Here is a 19,374-nt window from a genome sequence, read left to right on the forward strand (position 1 = left end):
GAATCATCCCTGGTGCAGCTCTGTGATCATCGCCGTCCCGATCCGAGGGCGGCGTTCCCAGCAGGGGGATTCCCACGTGAGACCTAAAGCGATACTCGGCGCGGCCACCGGCACCGTGATGACCGGCGCCCTCGTCGCGGGCTTCCTGGCCGCTCCGTCGGCCAGTGCCACCGAGCGCGTGCCCGGCGGCGCCGCCGAGGCCAAGGGCGTGCAGGCCGCCGCCGCGAAGGCGGCGAAGACGGGCGTCAAGTGGCAGGACTGTCCCGCCACCTGGGGCCTGGAGAAGCCCATCCAGTGCGGTTGGGTGACCGTCCCGCTCGACTACGCCAAGCCGAACGGCCCGACGATCAAGATCGCGGTGGACCGCGTCCACTCCACCGGCACCGCCAAGGAGCGCCAGGGCTCGCTGGTCTACAACCCGGGCGGCCCGGGCGGCTCCGGCCTGAAGTTCCCGCGCAAGGTCACGACGAAGAACCCCATCTACACCAAGGTCGCCAAGGCCTACGACTTCGTCGGCTTCGACCCGCGCGGTGTGGGCAAGTCCGCCCCGATCTCCTGCGTCGACCCCAAGCAGTTCGTCGCCGCCCCGAAGGCCGACCCGGTGCCGGGCAGCGAGGCGGACAAGCTGGCGCAGCGCAAGCTCGCCAAGCAGTACGCGGACGGCTGCGCCAAGCGCAGCGGCAAGATGCTGCCGTACATGACGACGATGAACACCGCCCGCGACCTCGACGTCGTGCGCGCCGCCCTGGGCGAGAAGAAGCTCAACTACCTGGGCGTCTCCTACGGCACCTACCTCGGCGCCGTCTACGGCACGCTGTTCCCGGGCCACGTCCGCCGCATGATCGTGGACAGCGTCGTCAACCCGGCCACCAGCAACATCTGGTACGACGCCAACCTCGAGCAGGACGTCGCCTTCGAGAGCCGCTTCAAGGACTGGGAGCAGTGGGTCGCCAAGTACGACTCCGTCTTCCACATCGGCAACAGCCAGGCCAAGGTGCACGCCCAGTGGCTGAAGCTGCGCGCCGAGGCGAAGAAGAAGCCGATCGGCGGTGTCGTCGGCCCGGCCGAGCTCATCAACTTCTTCCAGAGCGCCGCGTACTACGACTCCTCCTGGATTCCGGTCGCCGACGCCTGGGCCAAGTACCGCTCCGGTGACACCAAGGCCCTCGTCGAGGCCGCCGGCCCCGACCTGGCCGGTGCCGTCTCCGCCGAGAACGGCAACGCCGTCTACACGGCCGTCGAGTGCGCCGACGCCAAGTGGCCCACCAGCTGGAAGAAGTGGGACCGCGACAACACCCGCATCCACCGTCAGGCCCCCTTCATGACCTGGGCCAACGCCTGGATGAACCTCCCCTGCGCCACCTGGAAGGGCCCGCAGGGCACGCCCCTCGAGGTCAAGACCTACAAGGGCCTGCCGCAGACCCTCATCGTGCAGTCCACCCGCGACGCCGCAACCCCCTACGCCGGCGCGGTCGAGCTGCACAAGCGCTTCCAGGGCTCCCGCCTGATCACCGAGAAGGGCGCCGGCTCGCACGGCGTCACCGGCCTCGTCAACCCCTGCATCAACAACCGGGTCGACACCTACCTGCTCACCGGCAAGGTCGACGCCAAGGACGTCACGTGCACCCCGCACGCCGTCCCGGTGCCGAAGGCCGCCAAGTAACAGGCCGACGGGCACACCACCACCGCCGCACCCCGGGCCGGACCACGGCCCGGGGTGCGGTCTTTTCCGAGCCCGCGGAAAGCGGGCGGGAAGCAGACAGGAACAGGCACCCATGACAGCCTCCATGCCGGCCCCCGTGACAACAACAGCCACAGTCGTCGCACTGGCGTCGTACCCGGTCAAGGGCTGCGCCGGGACCGCGCTCGGGCAGGCGGTCCTGACGCCCGCGGGGCTCGCCCACGACCGGGCGTTCATGGTCGTCGACGACGAGGGGGTGTTCCGCAGCCAGCGCAAGGACCCGCTCCTCGCCACGATCCGGCCCGCAGTCGGCGCCGACGGCGCGCTGCTCACCCTGCGGGCGCCCGGCGCCGGCGAGGTCGTCGTCGAGGTGGACACCACCGGGCCCCGGCGCGGCGTCGAGATGTTCGGCCTGCCTTACCGGGCCGTCGACCAGGGGCCGGAGGCCGCCGCCTGGCTGAGCGAGGTGCTCGGCGCGCCCAGCAGGCTGGTACGGGTGCCGCCGGAGCACGACCGCGTCACCGACGGGCTCACCCCCGGCACCTCCGGCTGGGCCGACAGCTCGGCCGTCCACCTGCTGTCCCGCTCCAGCCTCGCCCTGCTCGACGCGAAACTGGCCGAACGCGGCGCGGAGCCGCTCCCCGTGAACCGCTTCCGCCCCAACGTCCTCGTCGACGGCTGGGACGAGCCGCACACCGAGGACCGGCTGCGCCGCTTCGCCATCGGCGACGCCGAACTGGCCTACGCCAAGCTCGCCGTGCGCTGCGCGGTCACCATGGTCGCCCAGGAGAGCGGGACGAAGGCCGGCCCGGAACCCCTGCGCACCCTCGCCTCCTACCGGCGGGCCGCGGCGGGCGGCGTCGTGTTCGGCGCCAAGTTCTCCGTCCTGCGGCCCGGCAAGCTGTCCGTCGGCGACGAGCTGAGCGTCGGGGAGTGGGGCGAGCCGGAGGGGTGAGGGCCGGGGGGTGAGGGCCGGGGGTGAGGGCCCGTACCCGCCTTACGCGGTCCGGCAGGTGCATCCCGCGCCCGCGCAGGACGACGGGACCAGGGCGCAGCGGGCCACCGCTGCCGTCCGCGCGATGATCGCGCTGTCGCCCGTCTCCGTGCTGCCGAGACGCGTCGTGTAGACCGCGACGACCAGCGGGGCGCGGCCGGGCGGCCGGACGACGGCGATGTCGTTGGCGGCCCCCCGCTCGCCCGTTCCGGTCTTGTCCCCGACCCGCCAGCCGGCCGGCATGGCCTTGCGGATGCGTTCGCCTCCGGTCCGGCACCCCTCCAGCCAGCGGTTCAGCTGCTCCCGGTCGGGCGCCGCGAGGGCCGTGCCCACGGTGAGGGCGTACACGTCACGGGCCATGGCCGCGGGCGTCGTGGAGTCCCGGGGTCACCGGGGAGGTTGGTGTTGAGCGTGGGTTCGGTGCGGTCCAGCCGCGTACGGCCGTCACCGAGCGTCCGGGCGAACGCGCCGATCGCCCGCGGGCCGCCCAACTGCTCCAACAGCAGGTTGCCCGCCGTGTTGTCGCTCACGGCGATGGCCGCGTCGCAGAGTTCGCGTACGGTCATGAAACCCCTGGACAGGTTGTCCTTCGTCACCGGGGAACCGTCGATGACCTCGGAGTAGTGCACGGGCCGGTCCAGGAGCCCCGGGTCGTCCCGGCGCGCCTTGTCCAGGATCGCGGCGGCGGCCAGGAACTTGAACGTCGAGCAGAGCGCGAAGCGTTCGTGCGCCCGGTACGTCACCGACCGGCCGGATCCGGTGTCGAACGCCGCCAGGCCGATACGGCCGTGGTACGCCTCCTCCATGCCGCGCAGCCGTTCCGCCACCTCGCTGTCGGCGGCGTGCGCGGCCGGCCCGGGGCTGTCGGCGGCGTGCGCGGCCGGGCCGGGCAGGGCGGCCGCCAGCGGTACGGCGGCCGTCGCGGTCAGCAGTCCTCTGCGGGATATCCCTGTTCGCATGGTCGGCAGACTAGCCGCGCGCCCCGAACACGGCGGAGAACGCGGCGCGTGTCGGCGAGTCCGCCCTCCGGTCCAGCACCGCGAAGACCACGCGCCCGAAGTGCCCGGCGAACCGGCCCGTACCGGTGAGGTGGGCGGCGAACGCGGCGGCCACGTGCGCCGGTTCGTTGCGGAAGACGCCGCATCCCCAGGCGCCGAGCACCAGTTGCCCGTACCCGTGCGCCGCCGCCACCTCCAGCACCCGCCCGGCGCGCGAGACCAGCGCGGCGGGGATCCGGACGGCCAGGTCCGGCGTCCGCTGCGTGATCACGCCCGCGTTGGGGGCCGGAGAGGTCAGGAAGCCCACGCGGAACGGGGTTTCGAGCAGTGCGGCCCGGTCGTCGCGGAAGACCGGCACGCCGGGGGAGTGGATGACCCGGTCGCTGTAGAACGGGCTGGGGTCGGCCCGGTGTTCCGCGTAGAACCCGGGCACCTCGCGCAGGCAGGTGTACAGCGCGGAGGCGCGGCACACCGCCTCCTCCTGCGCCTGCGCGCCGTTGAGGTAACCGCCGCCCGGATTGCGGGCGGAGGCGAAGTTCAGCACCGCGACCTCGCCGGCGGCCCCGTCCGCCGCCAGCCGGCGGGCCGCCGCCAGGCTGTCCTCCCCGGTCACCTCGAAGACCGTGGCCGCCCCGGCGGCGTCCCGTTCGGGGACGGCCACCGGCCCCGGCCCGTACAACCGCGTCCCCGCACGGGCCGCCGCGACCGCGCCGGCGATGTCCACCACCCGCCCGCCGGGCGCCGTGTACCGCCCCTCGGCGACGATCCGTTCCGTCTCCTGCGCGATCGCGCGCAGTCGTGCGCTCATATGTCACTCCTTGTCACGCCGGTGACCCTAGGTGCGTGCGGGTCCGGGTGACCACGGGTTTTCCGACCTTCAGGACCAGACGGGGCGTCAGCCACCGACCGCGGTGGCCGACGATCACCGGACCGAAATCCCGGTGCGCGCTCGCCTGCCCCTTGGTACCGTCGCGGGCATGTGCTTCCCCGCCGTCCAGAGCTGGTTCGCCAGGCCCCGCAGCGCCGCCTAGCGGCAAGCTGCGACCAGCGCGTCACGTCAGCTTCGCCGCACCCCGGTTCCCCGCCGGTGCGGTGCTTCACGCTGCCCGGCTCCGACGTCGATGACGAGTACTGCGGAGCACATCCCATGAACGATCAACACCACGACCACGACACCAGCGACCTGCGCGAACTCCTGCCCGCCGCCGAGCCGACACTGACGGCCGCCCCGGCCGAACTCGTGCGCTGGGTGGCCGCGAACGCCGCCCGGCCGGCGCCGCTCGGCCCGGACGCGGACCCGGACGGCCCGCTCGGCGACCTGGAGCCGCTTCGCGAACTCGTCGGCGACGCCCGCGTCGTCGCCCTGGGCGAGAACTCGCACCAGATCCGGGAGTTCGCCCTCCAGCGCCACCGCATCCTGCGGTTCCTCGTCGAGGAACTCGGCTTCACCGCCCACGCGATGGAGTACGGCGCGGCCGAGGGCCGCGCCGTGGACGCCTGGGTCCAGGGCGGCCCCGGCGGCCTCGACGATCTCCTGGCCCCCGGCGGCACGGCGTCCGGCGTCCACCGCCTGGGACTCCCGGCCGAGGTCAGGGACACCCTCCGGTGGCAGCGCCGGCACAACGCCGGGGCCGCGCGGCCGGTTCGCTTCCTCGGCTGCGACATCCCCATGGCGGGCGGCTCGCTCGCGCCCGTCCTCGACCCCGTCGCCGCGTATCTCGCCGACGCCGACCCCGGCGCGCTGCGCTTCCTGGACGCCGCGCGGGAGATCGCGGAACCCCTCGCCGGCGGGACGGTGATGGTGCCCGCCTACGCCCGCCTCGCCCTGGACACGGCGCGGCAGGACCGCCTCACCACCGCCCTCTCCCGGCTGCTCGGCCGCTTCACCGATCTGCGGGAGCTCTACTCCGAGCACTCCGGCCGCGCGGCGTACGAGACCGCGCTGTCGGACGTCCGCGCGGCGGTCGCCACCGACCGGGCCCAGCGGGCGATGGCCGAGGCGCTCGCGGGCGAGCCCGACCTCGCCGGGTTCGCCGCCCGGGAACGGTATCTGGCCGACGCCCTGCTGGAGTTCCTGGACCGGTCCGAGCCCGGCACGCGCGTCGTCCTCGTCGGGCACAACGCCCACATCCAGCGCTCCGCCGACGGGATCGGCGGTCCGACGGCGGTGACCACCATGGGTCACCTCCTCGCCCGGGCCCTCGGCTCGGACTACGTGCCGATCGCCCTGACCGGCAACGGCGGCGAGACGGTCGAGAACGTGCCCGACCGTGACCACCCGGCCGGTATGCGCTGGGGCCGGGCCGCCGTCCCGGACGCCGTCCCGGACAGTGTCGAGGCGCTGTTCGCCGACGTCCGGGACCGGCCCGCGCTGGTGGACGCGCGGGCGCTGCGCGCGTACGCCCGCCGCCGCGGGCTGCCCGAGCCGGTCCGCACCCGGCTGGACACCGCCTTCCTGGAGACGCCCGTGCTGGAGGCGTTCGACGGGATTCTCTGCGTGCCGGACACCACCCTCAGCGCCGATCTCCTGGAGTGACCGGCAGTCGATCCCGCTTTGCCCCGAAAGAGGGGTGAAAGTGGCGATCCGGGCGGTGGGTGTGCGAGCATCCGGGCCCCACGCTCCTCGGAAGGCACAGCGATGTCCGCCATCAGACCCCTCGCCGCCGCGGCGGCCGTCGTCGCGCTCGCACTGTCGGCCGCCCCGGCGTCCGCCGGCGAACCCGGCCCCGAGCGGGGCGAGTTGCTCCTCACCCTCTCCGGCGCCGACCACACCTGGATCCGCGGTGTCCGGCTGACCTGCCCGGACGCCGGCGGCCGGCATCCGCACGCGGCCGAGGCGTGCGCGCGCCTCGCCGAGGCGCACGGCCGGCCGAACGCCCTCCGGCGCGAGGACCGGCCGTGCGGTGCCGAGCGGGAGCCCGTCACCGCGACGGCCGACGGCCGCTGGGGAACGGCCGACCTGCACTGGAAGGGCACCTACTCCGGCCCGTGCGCCCTCGACGCGGCGACCGGGCCGGTGTTCCGCTTCTGAGCGGCGGGGGCGCGGCCTGCCGCCGGTACCCTCCGGCCGTCCCGGCTCCCGCCGCCGGCCGGCGGTTCCTCGCGTCCCCCGCGCGGCCGCCGGCCGGCGGCCCTTCACGTCTTCCGCGCCACCGCCGGCCGGCGGCCCTTCACGTCTTCCGCGCCACCGCCGGCCGGCGGTCCCTCACGTCCCCCGCCACCGCCGACCGGCGGTATCTCACGTCCCCCGCGCCACCAGCGCCCCTATCGTCGTCAGCCCCAGCACGACCCAGGCGAACCAGAGCCAGCCGTTGCCCCCCAACGTCACCGTGTAAGCGGTCACGGCCACCAGGCCGCCCACGGTGAGCCAAGCCATCGTCTTCGTCGATCCGGGCACCCCGCACCTCCTCACGGCGGCCCCGCGCACATATGAGGCGCACATATGCGCGAGCCGCGGCCGGAGACCATCGTCTCCGGCCGCGGCCGTCAATGCCACAGCGCTGAAGGTGCTCGTCGCCCAGCGGTGCCCGAGCCGGTGGGTCAGCGCCCGAGCCGGTTCATCTGCCGCGCGCCTGGAGCGAGGCGAGGTACGCGTTGTAGTCCGCCAGCTCCTTGTCGCCGTCCCGGTCCGCCTGCCGGTCGCTGCGGCGGGCCTGCCGCTGCTCGGAGCGGTACCACTGGAAGGCCAGCGCCAAGAGCACCACCACCGACGGGATCTCGCTGAAGGCCCAGGCGATGCCGCCGCCCGCGTGCTGGTCGTCGAGGGCGTCGATGCCCAGCGAGGCCATCGGGTGCTTGTACGTCCCGATCATGGGTTCGGACGACATCATCAGCGCGATGCCGAAGAACGCGTGGAACGGCATGCCCGCGAACAGCTCCAGCATCCGCATCACATAGCCCGGCCGGTGCGGGCCCGGGTCCACGCCCATGATCGGCCAGAAGAACACCAGGCCGACCGCCAGGAAGTGGATCATCATGGCGATGTGGCCGGTCCGGCTCTCCATGAGGAAGTCGAAGAGCGGGGTGAAGTAGAGGCCGTAGAGGCTCGCGATGAACATGGGGATCGTGAACGCCGGGTGCGTGATGATCCGCATATAGCGGCTGTGCAGCAGCATCACGAGCCACTCGCGCGGGCCCTTGCGTCCCCGGCCCGCCGGCGGCAGCGCGCGCAGGGTGAGGGACACGGGCGCGCCCAGCAGGATCAGGATGGGGGAGAGCATGCTGATCACCATGTGCTGGACCATGTGCACGCTGAACATGACCATGCCGTAGTCGTTCAGCTTGGTGCACATCACCAGCGCCACCGAGAGGACGCCGAGGGTGAACCACACGGTCCGGTTCACCGGCCACTTGTCGCCCCGGCGCCACAGCCGCACGACGGCATAGCCGTACAGGGCCAGGCCGACGGCGCAGGCGGTGGTGAAGAACGGATCACCGCTCCACTCCAGACCCCGTCCGAGGGTGAACGGTGGCATGTCCATCATGTCCATGCCGTGCCCGCTGTGATCCATCCGCTCTCTCCCGATTAGGACCGATGCGCCGGATCCAGAGTAGAGGCGGCCCCCGTGTGACCTGCGCCCGGGGGCGCCGGTCGGACGCGGCGGTCAGAGGACGGAGTCGACCTCGCCGTACCGGTCCTCCGGCACGGTCTTCAGCGACTCCACCGCCTCCGCCAGCGGCACCAGCGCGATCTCCGTGCCCCGCAGCGCGGTCATCATCCCGAAGTCGCCGCGGTGCGCGGCCTCGACCGCGTGCCAGCCGAAGCGGGTGGCGAGGACGCGGTCGTACGCGGTCGGGGTGCCCCCGCGCTGGACGTGGCCGAGGATCACCGGCCGGGCCTCCTTGCCGAGCCGCCGCTCCAGCTCGACGGCGAGCTGCCGGGCCACCCCGGCGAACCGCTCGTGCCCGTAGACGTCCGTGCCGCCGGTCTCGAACGGCATCGAGCCCTCGCGCGGCTTGGCGCCCTCCGCGACCACCACGATCGCGAACCGCTTGCCGGCCTCGAAGCGCTTGCCGACCAGCGCGGTGAGCTCGTCGATGTCGAAGGGCCGCTCCGGGACCACGATCGCGTGGGCGCCGGCGGCCATGCCCGAGTGCAGGGCAATCCAGCCGGTGTGCCGGCCCATCACCTCGACGATCAGTACCCGCTGGTGCGACTCGGCGGTCGTCTTCAGCCGGTCCAGGGCCTCCGTGGCGACGCCCACGGCCGTGTCGAAGCCAAAGGTCACATCGGTGACCGCGATGTCGTTGTCGATCGTCTTGGGCACCCCGACGATCGGGATCCCGCCGTCCGACAGCAGCCGGGCCGCCTTGAGCGTGCCCTCGCCGCCGATCGGGATCACCGCGTCCAGACCCAGCGCCGCGACGTGCTCCTTCGCCCGCTCCACGCCGTCCCGCAACTGCTCGGGGCGGACCCGGGAGGAGCCGAGGATCGTGCCGCCGGAGGCCAGGATGCCGGCCACCGCGTCCAGGTCGAGCGGCCGGTGGTCGCCTTCCAGCAGACCGCGCCAGCCGTCGTGGAAGCCGATCACCTCGTCGCCGTGGTCGGCGACCGCGCGGTGCACGACGGAACGTATGACGGCGTTGAGACCGGGGCAGTCGCCGCCGGAGGTGAGCACACCGATGCGCATGGTGGAAACCTTTGTGACAGGGCCGACGACCGGACCCCGTCGTCCGGTGGAATCCCCGTCACCCTACCCAGGGCGGATGACGGGGAACACCGGCGTCCGTCATCCAGACGGCCGGACGGTTACGCGGGCTGCGTCGCCGCCGCGATCCGCTCGTTGCGCAGCGCGTCGTACCAGCGGTCGTCCACCGGCGGCAGCGCGTTGACGTCCAGCGCCAGCTTCAGCAGCAGATCCGCGATGTGCGGGTTCCGCGCCATGACCGGGCCGTGCATGTACGTACCGAAGACCGTCTCGTTGAACGCGCCCTCGGTGCCGTCGCCCGTGCCGTTGCCGTTGCCGAAGCGGACCCGGGCGAACGGGCGCGCGGACGGGCCGAGGTGGGTGACGCCCTGGTGGTTCTCGAAGCCGGTCAGCGGCGGCAGGCCGAGCTGCGGGTCGATGTCGCCGAGCACGTCGCCGACGCAGCGCTCGCCCTCGCCGCGGGTGCTGTAGACGTCCAGCAGGCCGAGGCCCTGCTCGCGCTGGCCCAGGTCGTTGATGAACTCGTGGCCCAGGATCTGGTAGCCGGCGCAGACCGAGAAGACGATCGCGCCGTTGGCGACCGCCCGGTTGAGGCCGCCGTCGCGGCGCAGCCGCTCGGCCGCCAGCCGCTGCGGCCGGTCCTCGCCGCCGCCGATCAGGTAGATGTCGCCCGAGGTGGGGATCTGCTGGTCGGAACGGACGTCCAGGCGCTGGACGTCCAGCCGGCGCTGGTGGGCGCGGCGCTCCAGGACCAGGACGTTGCCCTGGTCCCCGTAGGTGCTGAGCAGGTCGGGGTAGACCCACACCACACGCAGACTGTTCTGGCTCATGCTCATGGTCCTTTGCGGGTCAGTTGCCGACGCGGCGGCGGAGGTCCTGGAACGCGGTGTAGTTGGCGATGACCTCGATCCGGCCGGGCGGGGCCGACTGCACGGCCTCGTCCACGTTCTCGCAGACCCGGAAGTCCAGGCCGGCGACCTCCAGACGCACCGCCAGGTCGAGCTTGCGGTCGCCGACCACGAAGATCGGGTGCCCCGCGAGCCGCGTGTAGTCCACGTCCCACAGCCACGAGGTGTCCGTACCGTCCGCGCCGCGCGCGTTCACCGACAGCAGCACCGGCGCCGGCGGGCCGTCGATCAGCGAGAACGTCTCCAGCCAGCCGGCCGGGTTCTTCGCCAGCAGCAGCCGCAGCTCGCGGTTCATGAACGTCACCACGTCGTACCGGCCGGCCACCGCCTGCACCTGGTACATCCGCTCCAGCGCCACCTGCGGCGGCACCCCGAAGGTCGCGGCCACGGCGGCGGAGGTGGTGGCGTTCGCCTTGTTGGCCCGGCCCGGCAGCTGGAGGTGGATCGGCCACGCCGAACCGTGCGGGTCCAGCACGTAGTCACCCGACAGCGCCCAGCTCGGCGTCGGCCGGCGGAAGCCGCACTCGCCGCAGAACCAGTCGTCGCCCGGGCGCTGCATCACACCGCCGCAGGACGGGCAGGACCAGGCGTCGTCCTTCCACTCCTGGCCGGCCGCCACCCACACCACGTTCGGTGAGGACGACGCGGCCCACACGATCAGCGGGTCGTCGGCGTTGGCGATGATCACCGCCTTGGAGCCGGCCAGGCCCTCCCGCCACTTCTCGGCCAGCATGCGGGTCTCCGCGGCGCGGTCGAGCTGGTCGCGGGAGAGGTTGAGCAGCGCTATGGCCTTGGGCGAGACGTCCCGGGCGACCATCGCCAGGTACTTCTCGTCCACCTCGATCACGCCGAAGCGCGCGTCCGAGCCGCCGGCGAGGGCGGAGGTGATGCCCGCGGGCATGTTGGCGCCCAGCGCGTTCGACACCACCGGGCCGCTGGCCCGCAGCGCCTCGGCGATCAGCCGGGTCGTGGTCGTCTTGCCGTTCGTGGCCGAGACGAGGACCACGTCGAGGTGGGTCGCCAGCCGGGCGAGCAGGTCAGGGTCGAGCTTGAGCGCGACCTTGCCGCCGATCACCGATCCGCTGCCGCGCCCCGCGGCCCGCGACACCGCCGCCGCGGCCTTGCCCGCTGTCACGGCCAGCTTGGCGCGTGCGGACAGCGGCCCCGAGTTGCCTGCCATCGTCCTAGATCCTCCTTGTTCGGCGCCGTCGCCTGTTCCCTGGTCCGCCGGTGGAACGCCCCCTCCGCGCCGAATCGTCAGCCAGGAGGCTTCGGTCGGGGATCAGCCTATCGAGATCCGCCCGTGGGCCCGAAACCGTCGTCCGCGGGCCCGTAGGCTGGACCCATGCGAAGACGTGCCATTCCAGGAAGTTCCGGACGCGTGCGGCCCGTGCGGCTGCTCGGCGACCCGGTGCTCGCCGCCCCCTGCACCGAGGTCGAGGACTTCACGGCGCCCGTCGAGGCCGACGGGGAGCGCATTGACCTGGCCGGACTCGTGGAGTCGCTGTTCGCGACGATGTACGCCTTCGACGGCGTCGGCCTCGCCGCCAACCAGATCGGCGTCCCGCTGCGCGTCTTCGTCTACGACTGCCCCGACGACGAGGACGTCCGTCACCTCGGCCACCTCGTCAACCCCCGCCTGGTGTCGACCGGCGGGGTGGAGGTGCGCGGCCCCGAGGGCTGCCTGTCGCTGCCCGGCCTCGAGGCGCCGACGCCGCGCGCCGACGAGGCGGTGGTCGAGGGCTTCACCCTCGACGGCGCCCGGGTACGGGTGACGGGCACCGGTTTCTTCGCCCGCTGCCTCCAGCACGAGTGCGCCCACCTCGACGGCGGCCTCTACCTCGACCACCTCACCGGCTCCGCCCACCGCCGCACCCTCCGCGCCGCACGCCGGGCGCCTTGGGCGGGGACGGGGGTGCGGGCGGTGCCGTAGGCAGGCGGACGCAGGGGTGTCCGGGGCGGGGTGCGAGCGCGCGGGCGGTCCCGGGCGCCGCTTCGTGGCGGTGGGCGCGGGTTGTACGCGGCCCGCGCGGGTGCGCCCGGTAGTCATGTGGCGGCGGCCCGTCCCGTCCGCCGGGCCCCTGCGACCGGACCGGCCGTGGGGGCCATGAGGAACCGGCCCACGAGGAGCCGGCCCGGGGGATCAGAAGCCCGGGCCGTCCGCCCGGTCGCCCGCCGTGGCCAGCCGGCCCCACAGGAGGTCGGCGAGGTGGCTGACCAGGCGCTCGCGGGGGAAGGGGCGCTCGCGGAGCCACCAGTCGCCGGCCGCGTGCATCATGCCGACGATGCCGTGCCCCCAGGCGCGCGCGAGTTCGGTCCCCTCCGGACCCAGCTCCACGCGCTCGGCTATCACCACGGCCAGCTCCTCGCCCATCCGCCGCAGAAGGGGCGCGGAGTGCCGGCCCACGTCGAAGCCGCGGTCCGAGGGGCCGGCGTCCTCGGCCGGGTGCATCAGGAACCGGTAGACCTGCGGCCGCGCCTCTATGGCGGCGAGGTAGGTGTCGAGGGTCGACTCCACGCGCCGCCGCCGCTCGGCCGGCGCGTCGAGCGCGGCCCGCAGCCCCTCCAGCAGCGCCTCGGTGTGCCGGGCCGCGAGCGCCCGGTAGAGGCCGCCCTTGTCGCCGAAATGCCGGTAGAGGATCGGTTTGGTGATCCCCGCCTCGGCCGCGATGGCGTTCATCGACGCCCCCGGCCCGTCCCTGAGCACCACCCGGTCCGCGGCCTCCAGCAGTTCCCTGCGCCGCCGTTCCGTCGTGCGCTGCTGGTCTTCCCGCTGACTGGTCGTCATGGCTGTGCCTCCCGCCCCCGTGTCTTCTCACATGCCTGCGCAACGTAACACCCGCGGCACCCAGCGGATCCGGGGGGAGAGGGGAGTTGACAGGTCCTACTGACCGGTAACAGACTCCTGTTACCGCAGGTAAGCAACGCTCGGGAGGGGCCATGGCGGGTTTCGGACTGGAACTCGACGACGAACAGAAGGCCGTACGCGACTGGGTCCACGGCTTCGCCGCCGACGTGATGCGGCCCGCCGCCGCCGAGTGGGACGAACGCGAGGAGTTCCCCTGGCCCGTCGTCCAGGAAGCGGCGAAAATCGGCCTGTATTCGCTCGACTTCTACGCGAAGCAGTTCTTCGACCCCACCGGCCTCGGCATCCCCGTGGCCATCGAGGAGCTCTTCTGGGGCGACGCCGGCCTGGGCCTCGCCATCACCGGCACCGGCCTGGCGGCCGTCGGCGTCCTGACCAACGGCACCGACGAGCAGATCGGCACCTGGATCCCGCAGATGTACGGCGACCCGGACGACGTGAAGGTCGCCGCCTTCTGCTCCTCCGAACCCGACGCCGGCTCCGACGTCTCCGCGATGCGCACCCGCGCCGTCTACGACGAGGCCAAGGACGAGTGGGTGCTCAACGGCACCAAGACCTGGGCGACCAACGGCGGCATCGCCAACGTCCACGTCGTCGTCGCCGTCGTCGAACCCGGCCTGGGCGCCCGCGGCCACGCCTCCTTCATCATCCCGCCGGGCACCGAAGGGCTGTCCCAAGGGCAGAAGTTCAAGAAGCACGGCATCCGCGCGTCGCACACCGCCGAGGTCGTCCTCGACGGCGTCCGCGTCCCCGGCCACTGCCTGCTCGGCGGCAAGGAGAAGCTCGACGAACGCCTGGCGCGGGCCCGCGAGGGCAAGAAAAAGGGCGGCCCGCGCGGCGGCAACGCGGCGATGGCCACCTTCGAGGCGTCCCGGCCCGCCGTGGCCGCCCAGGCCGTCGGCATCGCCCGCGCCGCCTACGAGGTCGCCCTCGACTACGCCACCACGCGCGTCCAGTTCGGCCGCCCCATCATCGACAACCAGGGCGTCGCCTTCCAGCTCGCCGACATGCGCACCCGCATAGACGCCGCCCGCCTCCTCGTCTGGCGCGCCTCGGCGATGGCCGCCACCGGCAAGCCGTTCACCTCGGCCGAGGGCTCCATGAGCAAGCTCTACGCCGGCGAGACCGCCAAGACCGTCACCGCCCAGGCGATGCAGATCCTCGGCGGCAACGGTTACACCCGCGAGTACCCCGTGGAGCGCATGCACCGGGACGCCGCCATCTACACGATCTTCGAGGGCACCAGCGAGATCCAGCGGTTGGTGATCGCCCGGGCGGTCTCCGGGGTGCAGGTGCGCTGAGGCGCGGGCCGCGCCGACGCGTGGATGGAGGGGACGTGCCGGTGCGCCGGGCGCGCTGAGGTGTCGTCTGCGCTTGTGCGTTGACGTGCCGGGCGCGCACCGGCAGGGCGCGCGCCCCCGCATCTCAGGGCACGCCGCACCCGTACCCCTGGCGACCGGTCATGTGCCGGGCCACCCGGACCACTGCGTCGTGCCACACTTGCGGCACCGGCTGGCGCCGCTCCACAGGACCCACTCGTGGTCGCACTCGTCACTCATCCCGCTCTCCCCTTCTCCTGAAGTCTCCCGAGGTGACCGCGAACCCCACGCCACCCACCAGTACCACCAGCCTGCACCAGCACGGCCCCGGTCGTGGCCGGGCGGGATCGCCCTCACCCGCCCTCACCCGCCGTATGCCCTCACCCGCACTGACTCCCCGCAGGCCGTGGGGGTTTACCGCCGGCGCGGGAACTCCGTCGCGTCCCGGGACACGGGGGAGGGGCTACGGGCACAGATGCGCGAGGAACCCGTCCGCCACGGGGTACGGGCGCTCCTCCGGCAGCAGCCGCTCGGCGCCCTTCAGATCACCCTCGCGCACCCGCGCGTGCACGGCGCGGGCCAGCGGCGTGACGTCCGTGATGCCCACCGTCCACTCGTCCGCGTACCGGCGGGCCGCCTCGCCGGACAGCCCGAGCTGCAGCGACCGGTAAGGCAGCGGCCGCAGCCGCGGATCCCGCTCCGGATCCCACTGCACCCGCGCCGGCGCCCGGCGCAACTCCCGGCGCCAGGCGCCCCGATCCTCGTGCACACCCGGGTCGTAGTGCGACAGGCACGCGTTCCGCAGCGCCCACTCGAACCCCTCCCGGTCGATCTCCACGGCCAGCACCGTCCGCTGCCCCTCCTTGGTGCCCCAGCCGCAGCGGTACATCATCCAGAGGAAGGACGGCTTGATCCAGTCAAGCGGCGTTCACCGTCTTGTTCCCAAGGTTCACGGGAACGAGCGTACGCAGCGATGGACGGTACCGCGACGGAGTTCCTACCCGTCCAGGGGCCCTCGGCTGTCTCCCTTTGTTCTGCTGCCCCTCGTGGTGGGTACGGTCGAGGATGCCCGGCGCGTGTGCGTGTCGGCGGCGCGTGCCTCGACCTGCCTTCCGTCGGTGCGCAAGAAGGCGGTCGTGGCGCGCCGGCTGCCCGGGCTCTGACTCCGCCGGCCGGGCTCGATCTGCCGTCGGCGCTACCCAACCACCACGACCATGACCGCGCCGGCGGCCGGCCGCGCCTCTATGGACGCCGGGCTGTGGGGGACGACAGCTGACGCCCACGCCCGCCCGGACGCGGGCTGATGCCGACTCCGCAAACCCTCCATCGCGCGCTCAGCGGCGCCCGGCGCCGGTTCGCCTGGCTCATGGTGTCGCGCTGACCATGATTCCTCGCCTTGCATGGAAGCGCTCGAATACGTGCATGGGCAGCGAGGCGGAGTCCGCGTTGTGGGAGTAGCCCGACGGATTATGGAACCGCACCGTCCCGCCATGGACCTCGTGAACCAACACGAGATGCCCTCCCTGCCTCGGTCTGTAGGTGCTTGGGTCACGAATCTCAGGCGATACCGAAGCGATCAGGGCTTGCCCGGGGCGCACCGCTCGGGCGGATTCCCGGATCGGCGTGTTCTCGACCAGTCGGCATTCGAATCCGAATTGTGAGCCGACCCAGGCCATGAACGGCCTGTAGATCAGTCCCCGGACCTCGCCTTGGGGCCCCACCACGTAGCAGCCCCGGTCGAGGGACAGCGAAAGGAGTTCACGCATCGGCAGTCGGATGTCCGTCCAGCCGAGGAGCAGGGACTGCAGGCACGCCAAGCCGCAGACTTTGCGGGACCAGAAGAGGTAATCCTCGCGCGAGTGATATCCATCGGAGGCCCAGGCGTGCATCTGCGATGGATCGGCGCTTCTCAGGAAGACGTCGAGCCCGGATGAGGCGGCACGCCGCATGACGACTTCGTCGTTCCGGTCCAGGCTTCCCCATTGGGAGACATAAGGGAGGATCGCATCATGCGATGGGAAAGTCGAAATAGACATCTGGATAAGGCTCGCTTCTCAGCGTGTAGTGCCACCACTCACAGGCGTAGCGAGCAAAACCGCATTTCTCCATGATGGAGCAAAGGTGCTCGCGGTTTTTCGCTTCGGTGGGCGTTATTCCTCTTGCCCCATGATGCGAGATCGGGTCCATGAGGTCGTAGCCGCCGCCCATGCGGGCGTTTTCCCCAGTGGCGAGGCTGTAGAGCGTCAGGTCGACGGTACTGCCGCGACTGTGGCCTGACTTGGCGGCCACGTATCCCTTGTCGAAGAGCTCGGTTCTGTCGATATTGGGGTAGTGGCGCTGTTTTGTCCGGCCGTCCTCCGGTTGTTCTGACCAGCGCCGGAAGCAGTCGACGGCGCGTTGCGGACGGTAACCGTCCCAGACGAGCAGGCCGAAGCCGAGGGACGCGGCTTCTTCTTCTGCGCGTCCCAGGGCCGTACACAAAGATTTTGTGCCGACTATTCGATTTGCCAGATATCCGTCTACGGGCTTTCCGGTGAAGTTGTCCGGGGTGGCGTACTTGGCATCCCACCGGATTCCGGGCACCAACTCGTCCAGGTACGCGAAATCCTCGTTCATCGCTTTTTTCGGTGCAGTGTCGTGGACGCCAGCAGGTCGATCACATCGGAAAGTGGCAGGCCCGCGGCGGCCATCATGCGGGGGTAGCGACTGTAGGAGGTCATGCCGGGAAGGGTGTTGACTTCGTTGAGCACCACCCGGCCGTCGTCCCGGAGAAACATGTCCACGCGGGCGAGCCCCTGGCAGCCCAGCGCACGGTAGACGGTCTTGGCGCTCTCCTGGACGAGCCGGCGCGATTCTTCGGAGATGTCGGCGGGCACGATGAACGCCGAGTTCTCCGAACCGGTCTCGGGTGAGACCTCCTGGTGAATCCTGAAAAACCCGTGTGAGAGGGCTACGCGGTCCACCTCGCCCGTGATTGGGGCGGATGGATCTCCCAGGATCGCGCAACCGACCTCGCTCCCGGCCACGGCCTCTTCGATCAGGACCTTCGAGTCGTACTGACGTGCGGCCTCCAGGGCACTCGGCAAGTCCTCTTCTCCGGCAACTTGGCTGACACCGAAAGATGAGCCCGAACGGGCCGGCTTCACGAAGACGGGATAGGGAAGCCGACCGGCGTCGACCTTCTCGTCCGCCGCGACCACCCAGAAATTCGGCGTGGCGATTCCCGCGCTCCTGGCGATGGCGTAGGTCAGGGATTTGTCCATGCACACGGCGGAGCTCTGGATGTCGCAGCCGGCATAGGGGATGCCAGAGAGCTCCAACAGCCCCTGGATCGCACCGTCTTCGCCGAGCGTGCCGTGCAGAACGGGCAGCACGAGGTCCAGACGGATCACATCGAATCGTCCCTGTTCCAGGATGAGCAGTCCGTGGACGCTTCGGTCGGGTGACAGGATGGCCGGGCGGGCGCCGCCGTTCTCCCAGTTTGTGCCAGGAGAGTCGCAGAGTTGCCAGGCGCCGGACTGGGTGATGCCGATCCAATACGGTTCATATGTACCGGCATCGAGGTTCTTCGCGACCTCCCGGGCGGACTTGACGGAGACGAAGTGTTCTTCGGAAGAGCCCCCGAAGATGACTCCGATCTTCAACCTGCCCATGTTTTCCCGCTTTCGAAGTCGAGGCAGTTGACGAGAGTGTTTCTGACGGTGTCGCTCAGCGCATGGTCGGTGTAATAGGCCGTGTGCGGGCTGATGAACACATTCGGCAGGTCCTGGAGTCGCAACAGCGAGCGGTTCCCGATGGGCTTGTTACGGCGGTCGGTGTAGAAAATTCCCTCCTCGCCGTCGAGGACATCGAGCGCCGCGCCGCCCAATCTGCCGCTTTCCAATGCCGATAGAAGGGCTTCCGTATCAATGAGCGGCCCGCGTGCGGTGTTGACGATGAACGCGCCGTGCTTCATCCGCTCGATACGCCGACGATCGACGAGGTGGCGGGTGCCTGCGGTGAGTGGGGTGTGGAGCGTGACAATGTCGCTGCGCTGAAGCAGCTCGTCGATCGGCGTGTGATCGGCGACGGTGTCGGGGCGACTGTCGTAGGTCAGCACGCGGCAGCCGAAGCCCCGTAGCCGGTCGATGACCGCTGTGCCGATACGCCCCGTGCCGATCACTCCGACAGTCAGGTCGCGCAGCTCTTTGCCGCGTATCTCACTCAGCCGGTAGTCATGGGCATCGGTGCGGCGAACGGTGGCCTTCGCGTGGCGCACGGCCACCAGCATGAGCATCAGCGTGTAGTCGGCAACGCTGTCGGGAGAGTACGTCACGTTTCCGACGGAGATACCGACGCTCATCGCGTGGTTCACGTCGATGTGGTTGCATCCGATGCTTCGTGTGGAGAGATACTCCACACCGGCCCGGCTCAGTGCGGTGAGCGTGGCACGGGTGACGTGCGTCCTGTGGCTGACGCTGATGCATCGGTTCCCGGCTGCCAGGTCGATAGTGGCTTCGGATACCGCTTCCTTCGTGATGGTTGGCGCCACGCCAAAGCGAGGTGCCATTTCTCGGAAGAGCAGGGCCTCATCCTGCTCGCATCCGTAGAACGTGATTCCCGTTGTCGAGACGGTCCGCGAGGATGACACCGGTGCTCGGGTGCGGCGCACCTCTGCTCGTGTAGGTCCGCTGGAACTCATGTCTTCCAGTCAAGAGAGCGTGATGTTGCCGACGCGTATGCGTTTTTTGATATGGCGACGATATGTCGGCCACTGCGAGCGCGTGACGATGCTTGTCTTGAGGCCGGCGCCGGCCTGCAACATATCGTCGGCATATCAAAAACCGCGTACGCTCCGGCAACATCACGCTCTCTTGACTGGAGGGCATGAGTACCCGCGAGCCGGCTTCTGCCCTCCTCCACCTCACCAACCCGCCTCCGCTCGCCGTCCTGGCGAGCGGCCGCGTCTCGATGTGTTTCG

At 71.2% G+C, this 19,374-nt stretch carries 17 protein-coding genes and 2 pseudogenes; 6 read left to right on the top strand and 13 right to left on the bottom strand.

Annotated elements, in window-relative coordinates; all coding sequences use genetic code 11:
* The first annotated feature begins 118 nt into the window (after positions 1 to 118).
* The gene (locus ACQEVS_RS30875; protein ID WP_433028079.1) at positions 119 to 1,663 is read left to right on the top strand and encodes an alpha/beta hydrolase; all 1,545 of its coding nucleotides are present in this window, start codon (positions 119 to 121) and stop codon (positions 1,661 to 1,663) included.
* 112 nt (positions 1,664 to 1,775) lie between these two features.
* Positions 1,776 to 2,636 carry an MOSC domain-containing protein gene (locus ACQEVS_RS30880; RefSeq protein ID WP_433026167.1) on the top strand — a complete coding sequence of 287 codons (861 nt, stop codon included), beginning with the start codon at positions 1,776 to 1,778 and terminating at the stop codon, positions 2,634 to 2,636.
* 42 nt (positions 2,637 to 2,678) lie between these two features.
* On the opposite strand, the pseudogene bla reads toward ACQEVS_RS30880, so the two are convergent.
* Both bla and ACQEVS_RS30890 read right to left on the bottom strand, forming a co-directional pair.
* Positions 2,679 to 3,634 (bottom strand): annotated as a pseudogene (gene bla / locus ACQEVS_RS30885) (class A beta-lactamase).
* Positions 3,635 to 3,644: 10 nt separating this feature from the next.
* Positions 3,645 to 4,481 (bottom strand): TIGR02452 family protein, encoded by an 837-nt coding sequence (locus ACQEVS_RS30890; RefSeq protein ID WP_433026170.1) that lies wholly within the window; start codon positions 4,479 to 4,481, stop codon positions 3,645 to 3,647.
* Positions 4,482 to 4,820: 339 nt separating this feature from the next.
* On the opposite strand from ACQEVS_RS30890, the gene ACQEVS_RS30895 reads away from it, so the two are divergent.
* Both ACQEVS_RS30895 and ACQEVS_RS30900 read left to right on the top strand, forming a co-directional pair.
* Positions 4,821 to 6,209, top strand: a complete 1,389-nt coding sequence (locus tag ACQEVS_RS30895; protein WP_433026173.1) for an erythromycin esterase family protein — start codon at positions 4,821 to 4,823, stop codon at positions 6,207 to 6,209.
* A 102-nt stretch (positions 6,210 to 6,311) separates the two neighbouring features.
* A complete protein-coding gene (locus ACQEVS_RS30900; RefSeq protein WP_433026177.1) occupies positions 6,312 to 6,704 on the top strand; it encodes an SSI family serine proteinase inhibitor in 393 nt (130 codons plus the stop codon).
* 207 nt (positions 6,705 to 6,911) lie between these two features.
* Here the strand turns inward: ACQEVS_RS30900 and ACQEVS_RS30905 are convergent, their stop codons facing one another.
* The 5 genes from ACQEVS_RS30905 to ACQEVS_RS30925 all read right to left on the bottom strand — a co-directional run bounded on the left by ACQEVS_RS30905 (position 6,912) and on the right by ACQEVS_RS30925 (position 11,409).
* The gene (locus ACQEVS_RS30905; protein WP_004948753.1) at positions 6,912 to 7,070 is read right to left on the bottom strand and encodes a hypothetical protein; all 159 of its coding nucleotides are present in this window, start codon (positions 7,068 to 7,070) and stop codon (positions 6,912 to 6,914) included.
* 160 nt (positions 7,071 to 7,230) lie between these two features.
* The gene (locus ACQEVS_RS30910; RefSeq protein ID WP_433026180.1) at positions 7,231 to 8,184 is read right to left on the bottom strand and encodes a cytochrome c oxidase assembly protein; all 954 of its coding nucleotides are present in this window, start codon (positions 8,182 to 8,184) and stop codon (positions 7,231 to 7,233) included.
* A 93-nt stretch (positions 8,185 to 8,277) separates the two neighbouring features.
* Positions 8,278 to 9,303, bottom strand: a complete 1,026-nt coding sequence (locus ACQEVS_RS30915; protein ID WP_433026183.1) for a 6-phosphofructokinase — start codon at positions 9,301 to 9,303, stop codon at positions 8,278 to 8,280.
* Positions 9,304 to 9,422: 119 nt separating this feature from the next.
* On the bottom strand, positions 9,423 to 10,151 hold the full coding sequence (locus ACQEVS_RS30920; RefSeq protein ID WP_004948762.1) for a type 1 glutamine amidotransferase: 729 nt from the start codon (positions 10,149 to 10,151) through the stop codon (positions 9,423 to 9,425).
* 19 nt (positions 10,152 to 10,170) lie between these two features.
* Positions 10,171 to 11,409, bottom strand: a complete 1,239-nt coding sequence (locus tag ACQEVS_RS30925) for a MurT ligase domain-containing protein (protein ID WP_433026186.1) — start codon at positions 11,407 to 11,409, stop codon at positions 10,171 to 10,173.
* Positions 11,410 to 11,574: 165 nt separating this feature from the next.
* On the opposite strand from ACQEVS_RS30925, the gene def reads away from it, so the two are divergent.
* Entirely contained in the window at positions 11,575 to 12,162 is a 588-nt protein-coding gene (gene def / locus ACQEVS_RS30930) for a peptide deformylase (RefSeq protein ID WP_433026189.1), read from the top strand.
* A gap of 210 nt (positions 12,163 to 12,372) precedes the next feature.
* On the opposite strand, the gene ACQEVS_RS30935 is transcribed toward def, so the two are convergent.
* The gene (locus ACQEVS_RS30935; protein WP_433026192.1) at positions 12,373 to 13,017 is read right to left on the bottom strand and encodes a TetR family transcriptional regulator; all 645 of its coding nucleotides are present in this window, start codon (positions 13,015 to 13,017) and stop codon (positions 12,373 to 12,375) included.
* A 152-nt stretch (positions 13,018 to 13,169) separates the two neighbouring features.
* Between ACQEVS_RS30935 and ACQEVS_RS30940 the strand changes: the two genes are divergently transcribed.
* The gene (locus tag ACQEVS_RS30940; protein WP_433026195.1) at positions 13,170 to 14,396 is read left to right on the top strand and encodes an acyl-CoA dehydrogenase family protein; all 1,227 of its coding nucleotides are present in this window, start codon (positions 13,170 to 13,172) and stop codon (positions 14,394 to 14,396) included.
* Positions 14,397 to 14,877: 481 nt separating this feature from the next.
* On the opposite strand, the pseudogene ACQEVS_RS30945 reads toward ACQEVS_RS30940, so the two are convergent.
* The 5 genes and pseudogenes from ACQEVS_RS30945 to ACQEVS_RS30965 form a co-directional block, all read right to left on the bottom strand.
* Positions 14,878 to 15,336 (bottom strand): annotated as a pseudogene (locus ACQEVS_RS30945) (DUF4291 domain-containing protein); the annotation flags it as partial.
* A 442-nt stretch (positions 15,337 to 15,778) separates the two neighbouring features.
* A complete protein-coding gene (locus ACQEVS_RS30950) occupies positions 15,779 to 16,450 on the bottom strand; it encodes a hypothetical protein (protein ID WP_433026199.1) in 672 nt (223 codons plus the stop codon).
* Complete coding sequence (gene vanX, locus ACQEVS_RS30955) at positions 16,422 to 17,030, bottom strand: D-Ala-D-Ala dipeptidase VanX (RefSeq protein WP_433026202.1); 609 nt, start codon at positions 17,028 to 17,030, stop codon at positions 16,422 to 16,424. The genes ACQEVS_RS30950 and vanX overlap by 29 nt, the downstream gene beginning before the upstream one ends.
* Positions 17,027 to 18,067: a D-alanine--(R)-lactate ligase gene (gene vanA / locus ACQEVS_RS30960; protein WP_433026205.1), complete on the bottom strand. Its 1,041-nt coding sequence runs from the start codon at positions 18,065 to 18,067 to the stop codon at positions 17,027 to 17,029. The genes vanX and vanA overlap by 4 nt, the downstream gene beginning before the upstream one ends.
* Entirely contained in the window at positions 18,055 to 19,065 is a 1,011-nt protein-coding gene (locus tag ACQEVS_RS30965; RefSeq protein WP_433026208.1) for a D-isomer specific 2-hydroxyacid dehydrogenase family protein, read from the bottom strand. The genes vanA and ACQEVS_RS30965 overlap by 13 nt, the downstream gene beginning before the upstream one ends.
* Positions 19,066 to 19,374 lie beyond the last annotated feature (309 nt).

Source organism: Streptomyces sp. CA-181903 (genome assembly GCF_050937075.1).
Classification (GTDB): Bacteria; Actinomycetota; Actinomycetes; order Streptomycetales; family Streptomycetaceae; genus Streptomyces.

Coding starts and splice junctions, on each gene's coding strand:
- ACQEVS_RS30875 (WP_433028079.1), top strand. CDS start 119: ATGACCGGCGCCCTCGTCGCGGGCTTCCTGGCCGCTCCGTCGGCCAGT.
- ACQEVS_RS30880 (WP_433026167.1), top strand. CDS start 1,776: ATGACAGCCTCCATGCCGGCCCCCGTGACAACAACAGCCACAGTCGTC.
- ACQEVS_RS30890 (WP_433026170.1), bottom strand. CDS start 4,481: ATGAGCGCACGACTGCGCGCGATCGCGCAGGAGACGGAACGGATCGTC.
- ACQEVS_RS30895 (WP_433026173.1), top strand. CDS start 4,821: ATGAACGATCAACACCACGACCACGACACCAGCGACCTGCGCGAACTC.
- ACQEVS_RS30900 (WP_433026177.1), top strand. CDS start 6,312: ATGTCCGCCATCAGACCCCTCGCCGCCGCGGCGGCCGTCGTCGCGCTC.
- ACQEVS_RS30910 (WP_433026180.1), bottom strand. CDS start 8,184: ATGGATCACAGCGGGCACGGCATGGACATGATGGACATGCCACCGTTC.
- ACQEVS_RS30915 (WP_433026183.1), bottom strand. CDS start 9,303: ATGCGCATCGGTGTGCTCACCTCCGGCGGCGACTGCCCCGGTCTCAAC.
- ACQEVS_RS30920 (WP_004948762.1), bottom strand. CDS start 10,151: ATGAGCCAGAACAGTCTGCGTGTGGTGTGGGTCTACCCCGACCTGCTC.
- ACQEVS_RS30925 (WP_433026186.1), bottom strand. CDS start 11,409: ATGGCAGGCAACTCGGGGCCGCTGTCCGCACGCGCCAAGCTGGCCGTG.
- def (WP_433026189.1), top strand. CDS start 11,575: ATGCGAAGACGTGCCATTCCAGGAAGTTCCGGACGCGTGCGGCCCGTG.
- ACQEVS_RS30935 (WP_433026192.1), bottom strand. CDS start 13,017: ATGACGACCAGTCAGCGGGAAGACCAGCAGCGCACGACGGAACGGCGG.
- ACQEVS_RS30940 (WP_433026195.1), top strand. CDS start 13,170: ATGGCGGGTTTCGGACTGGAACTCGACGACGAACAGAAGGCCGTACGC.
- ACQEVS_RS30950 (WP_433026199.1), bottom strand. CDS start 16,450: ATGTCTATTTCGACTTTCCCATCGCATGATGCGATCCTCCCTTATGTC.
- vanX (WP_433026202.1), bottom strand. CDS start 17,030: ATGAACGAGGATTTCGCGTACCTGGACGAGTTGGTGCCCGGAATCCGG.
- vanA (WP_433026205.1), bottom strand. CDS start 18,067: ATGGGCAGGTTGAAGATCGGAGTCATCTTCGGGGGCTCTTCCGAAGAA.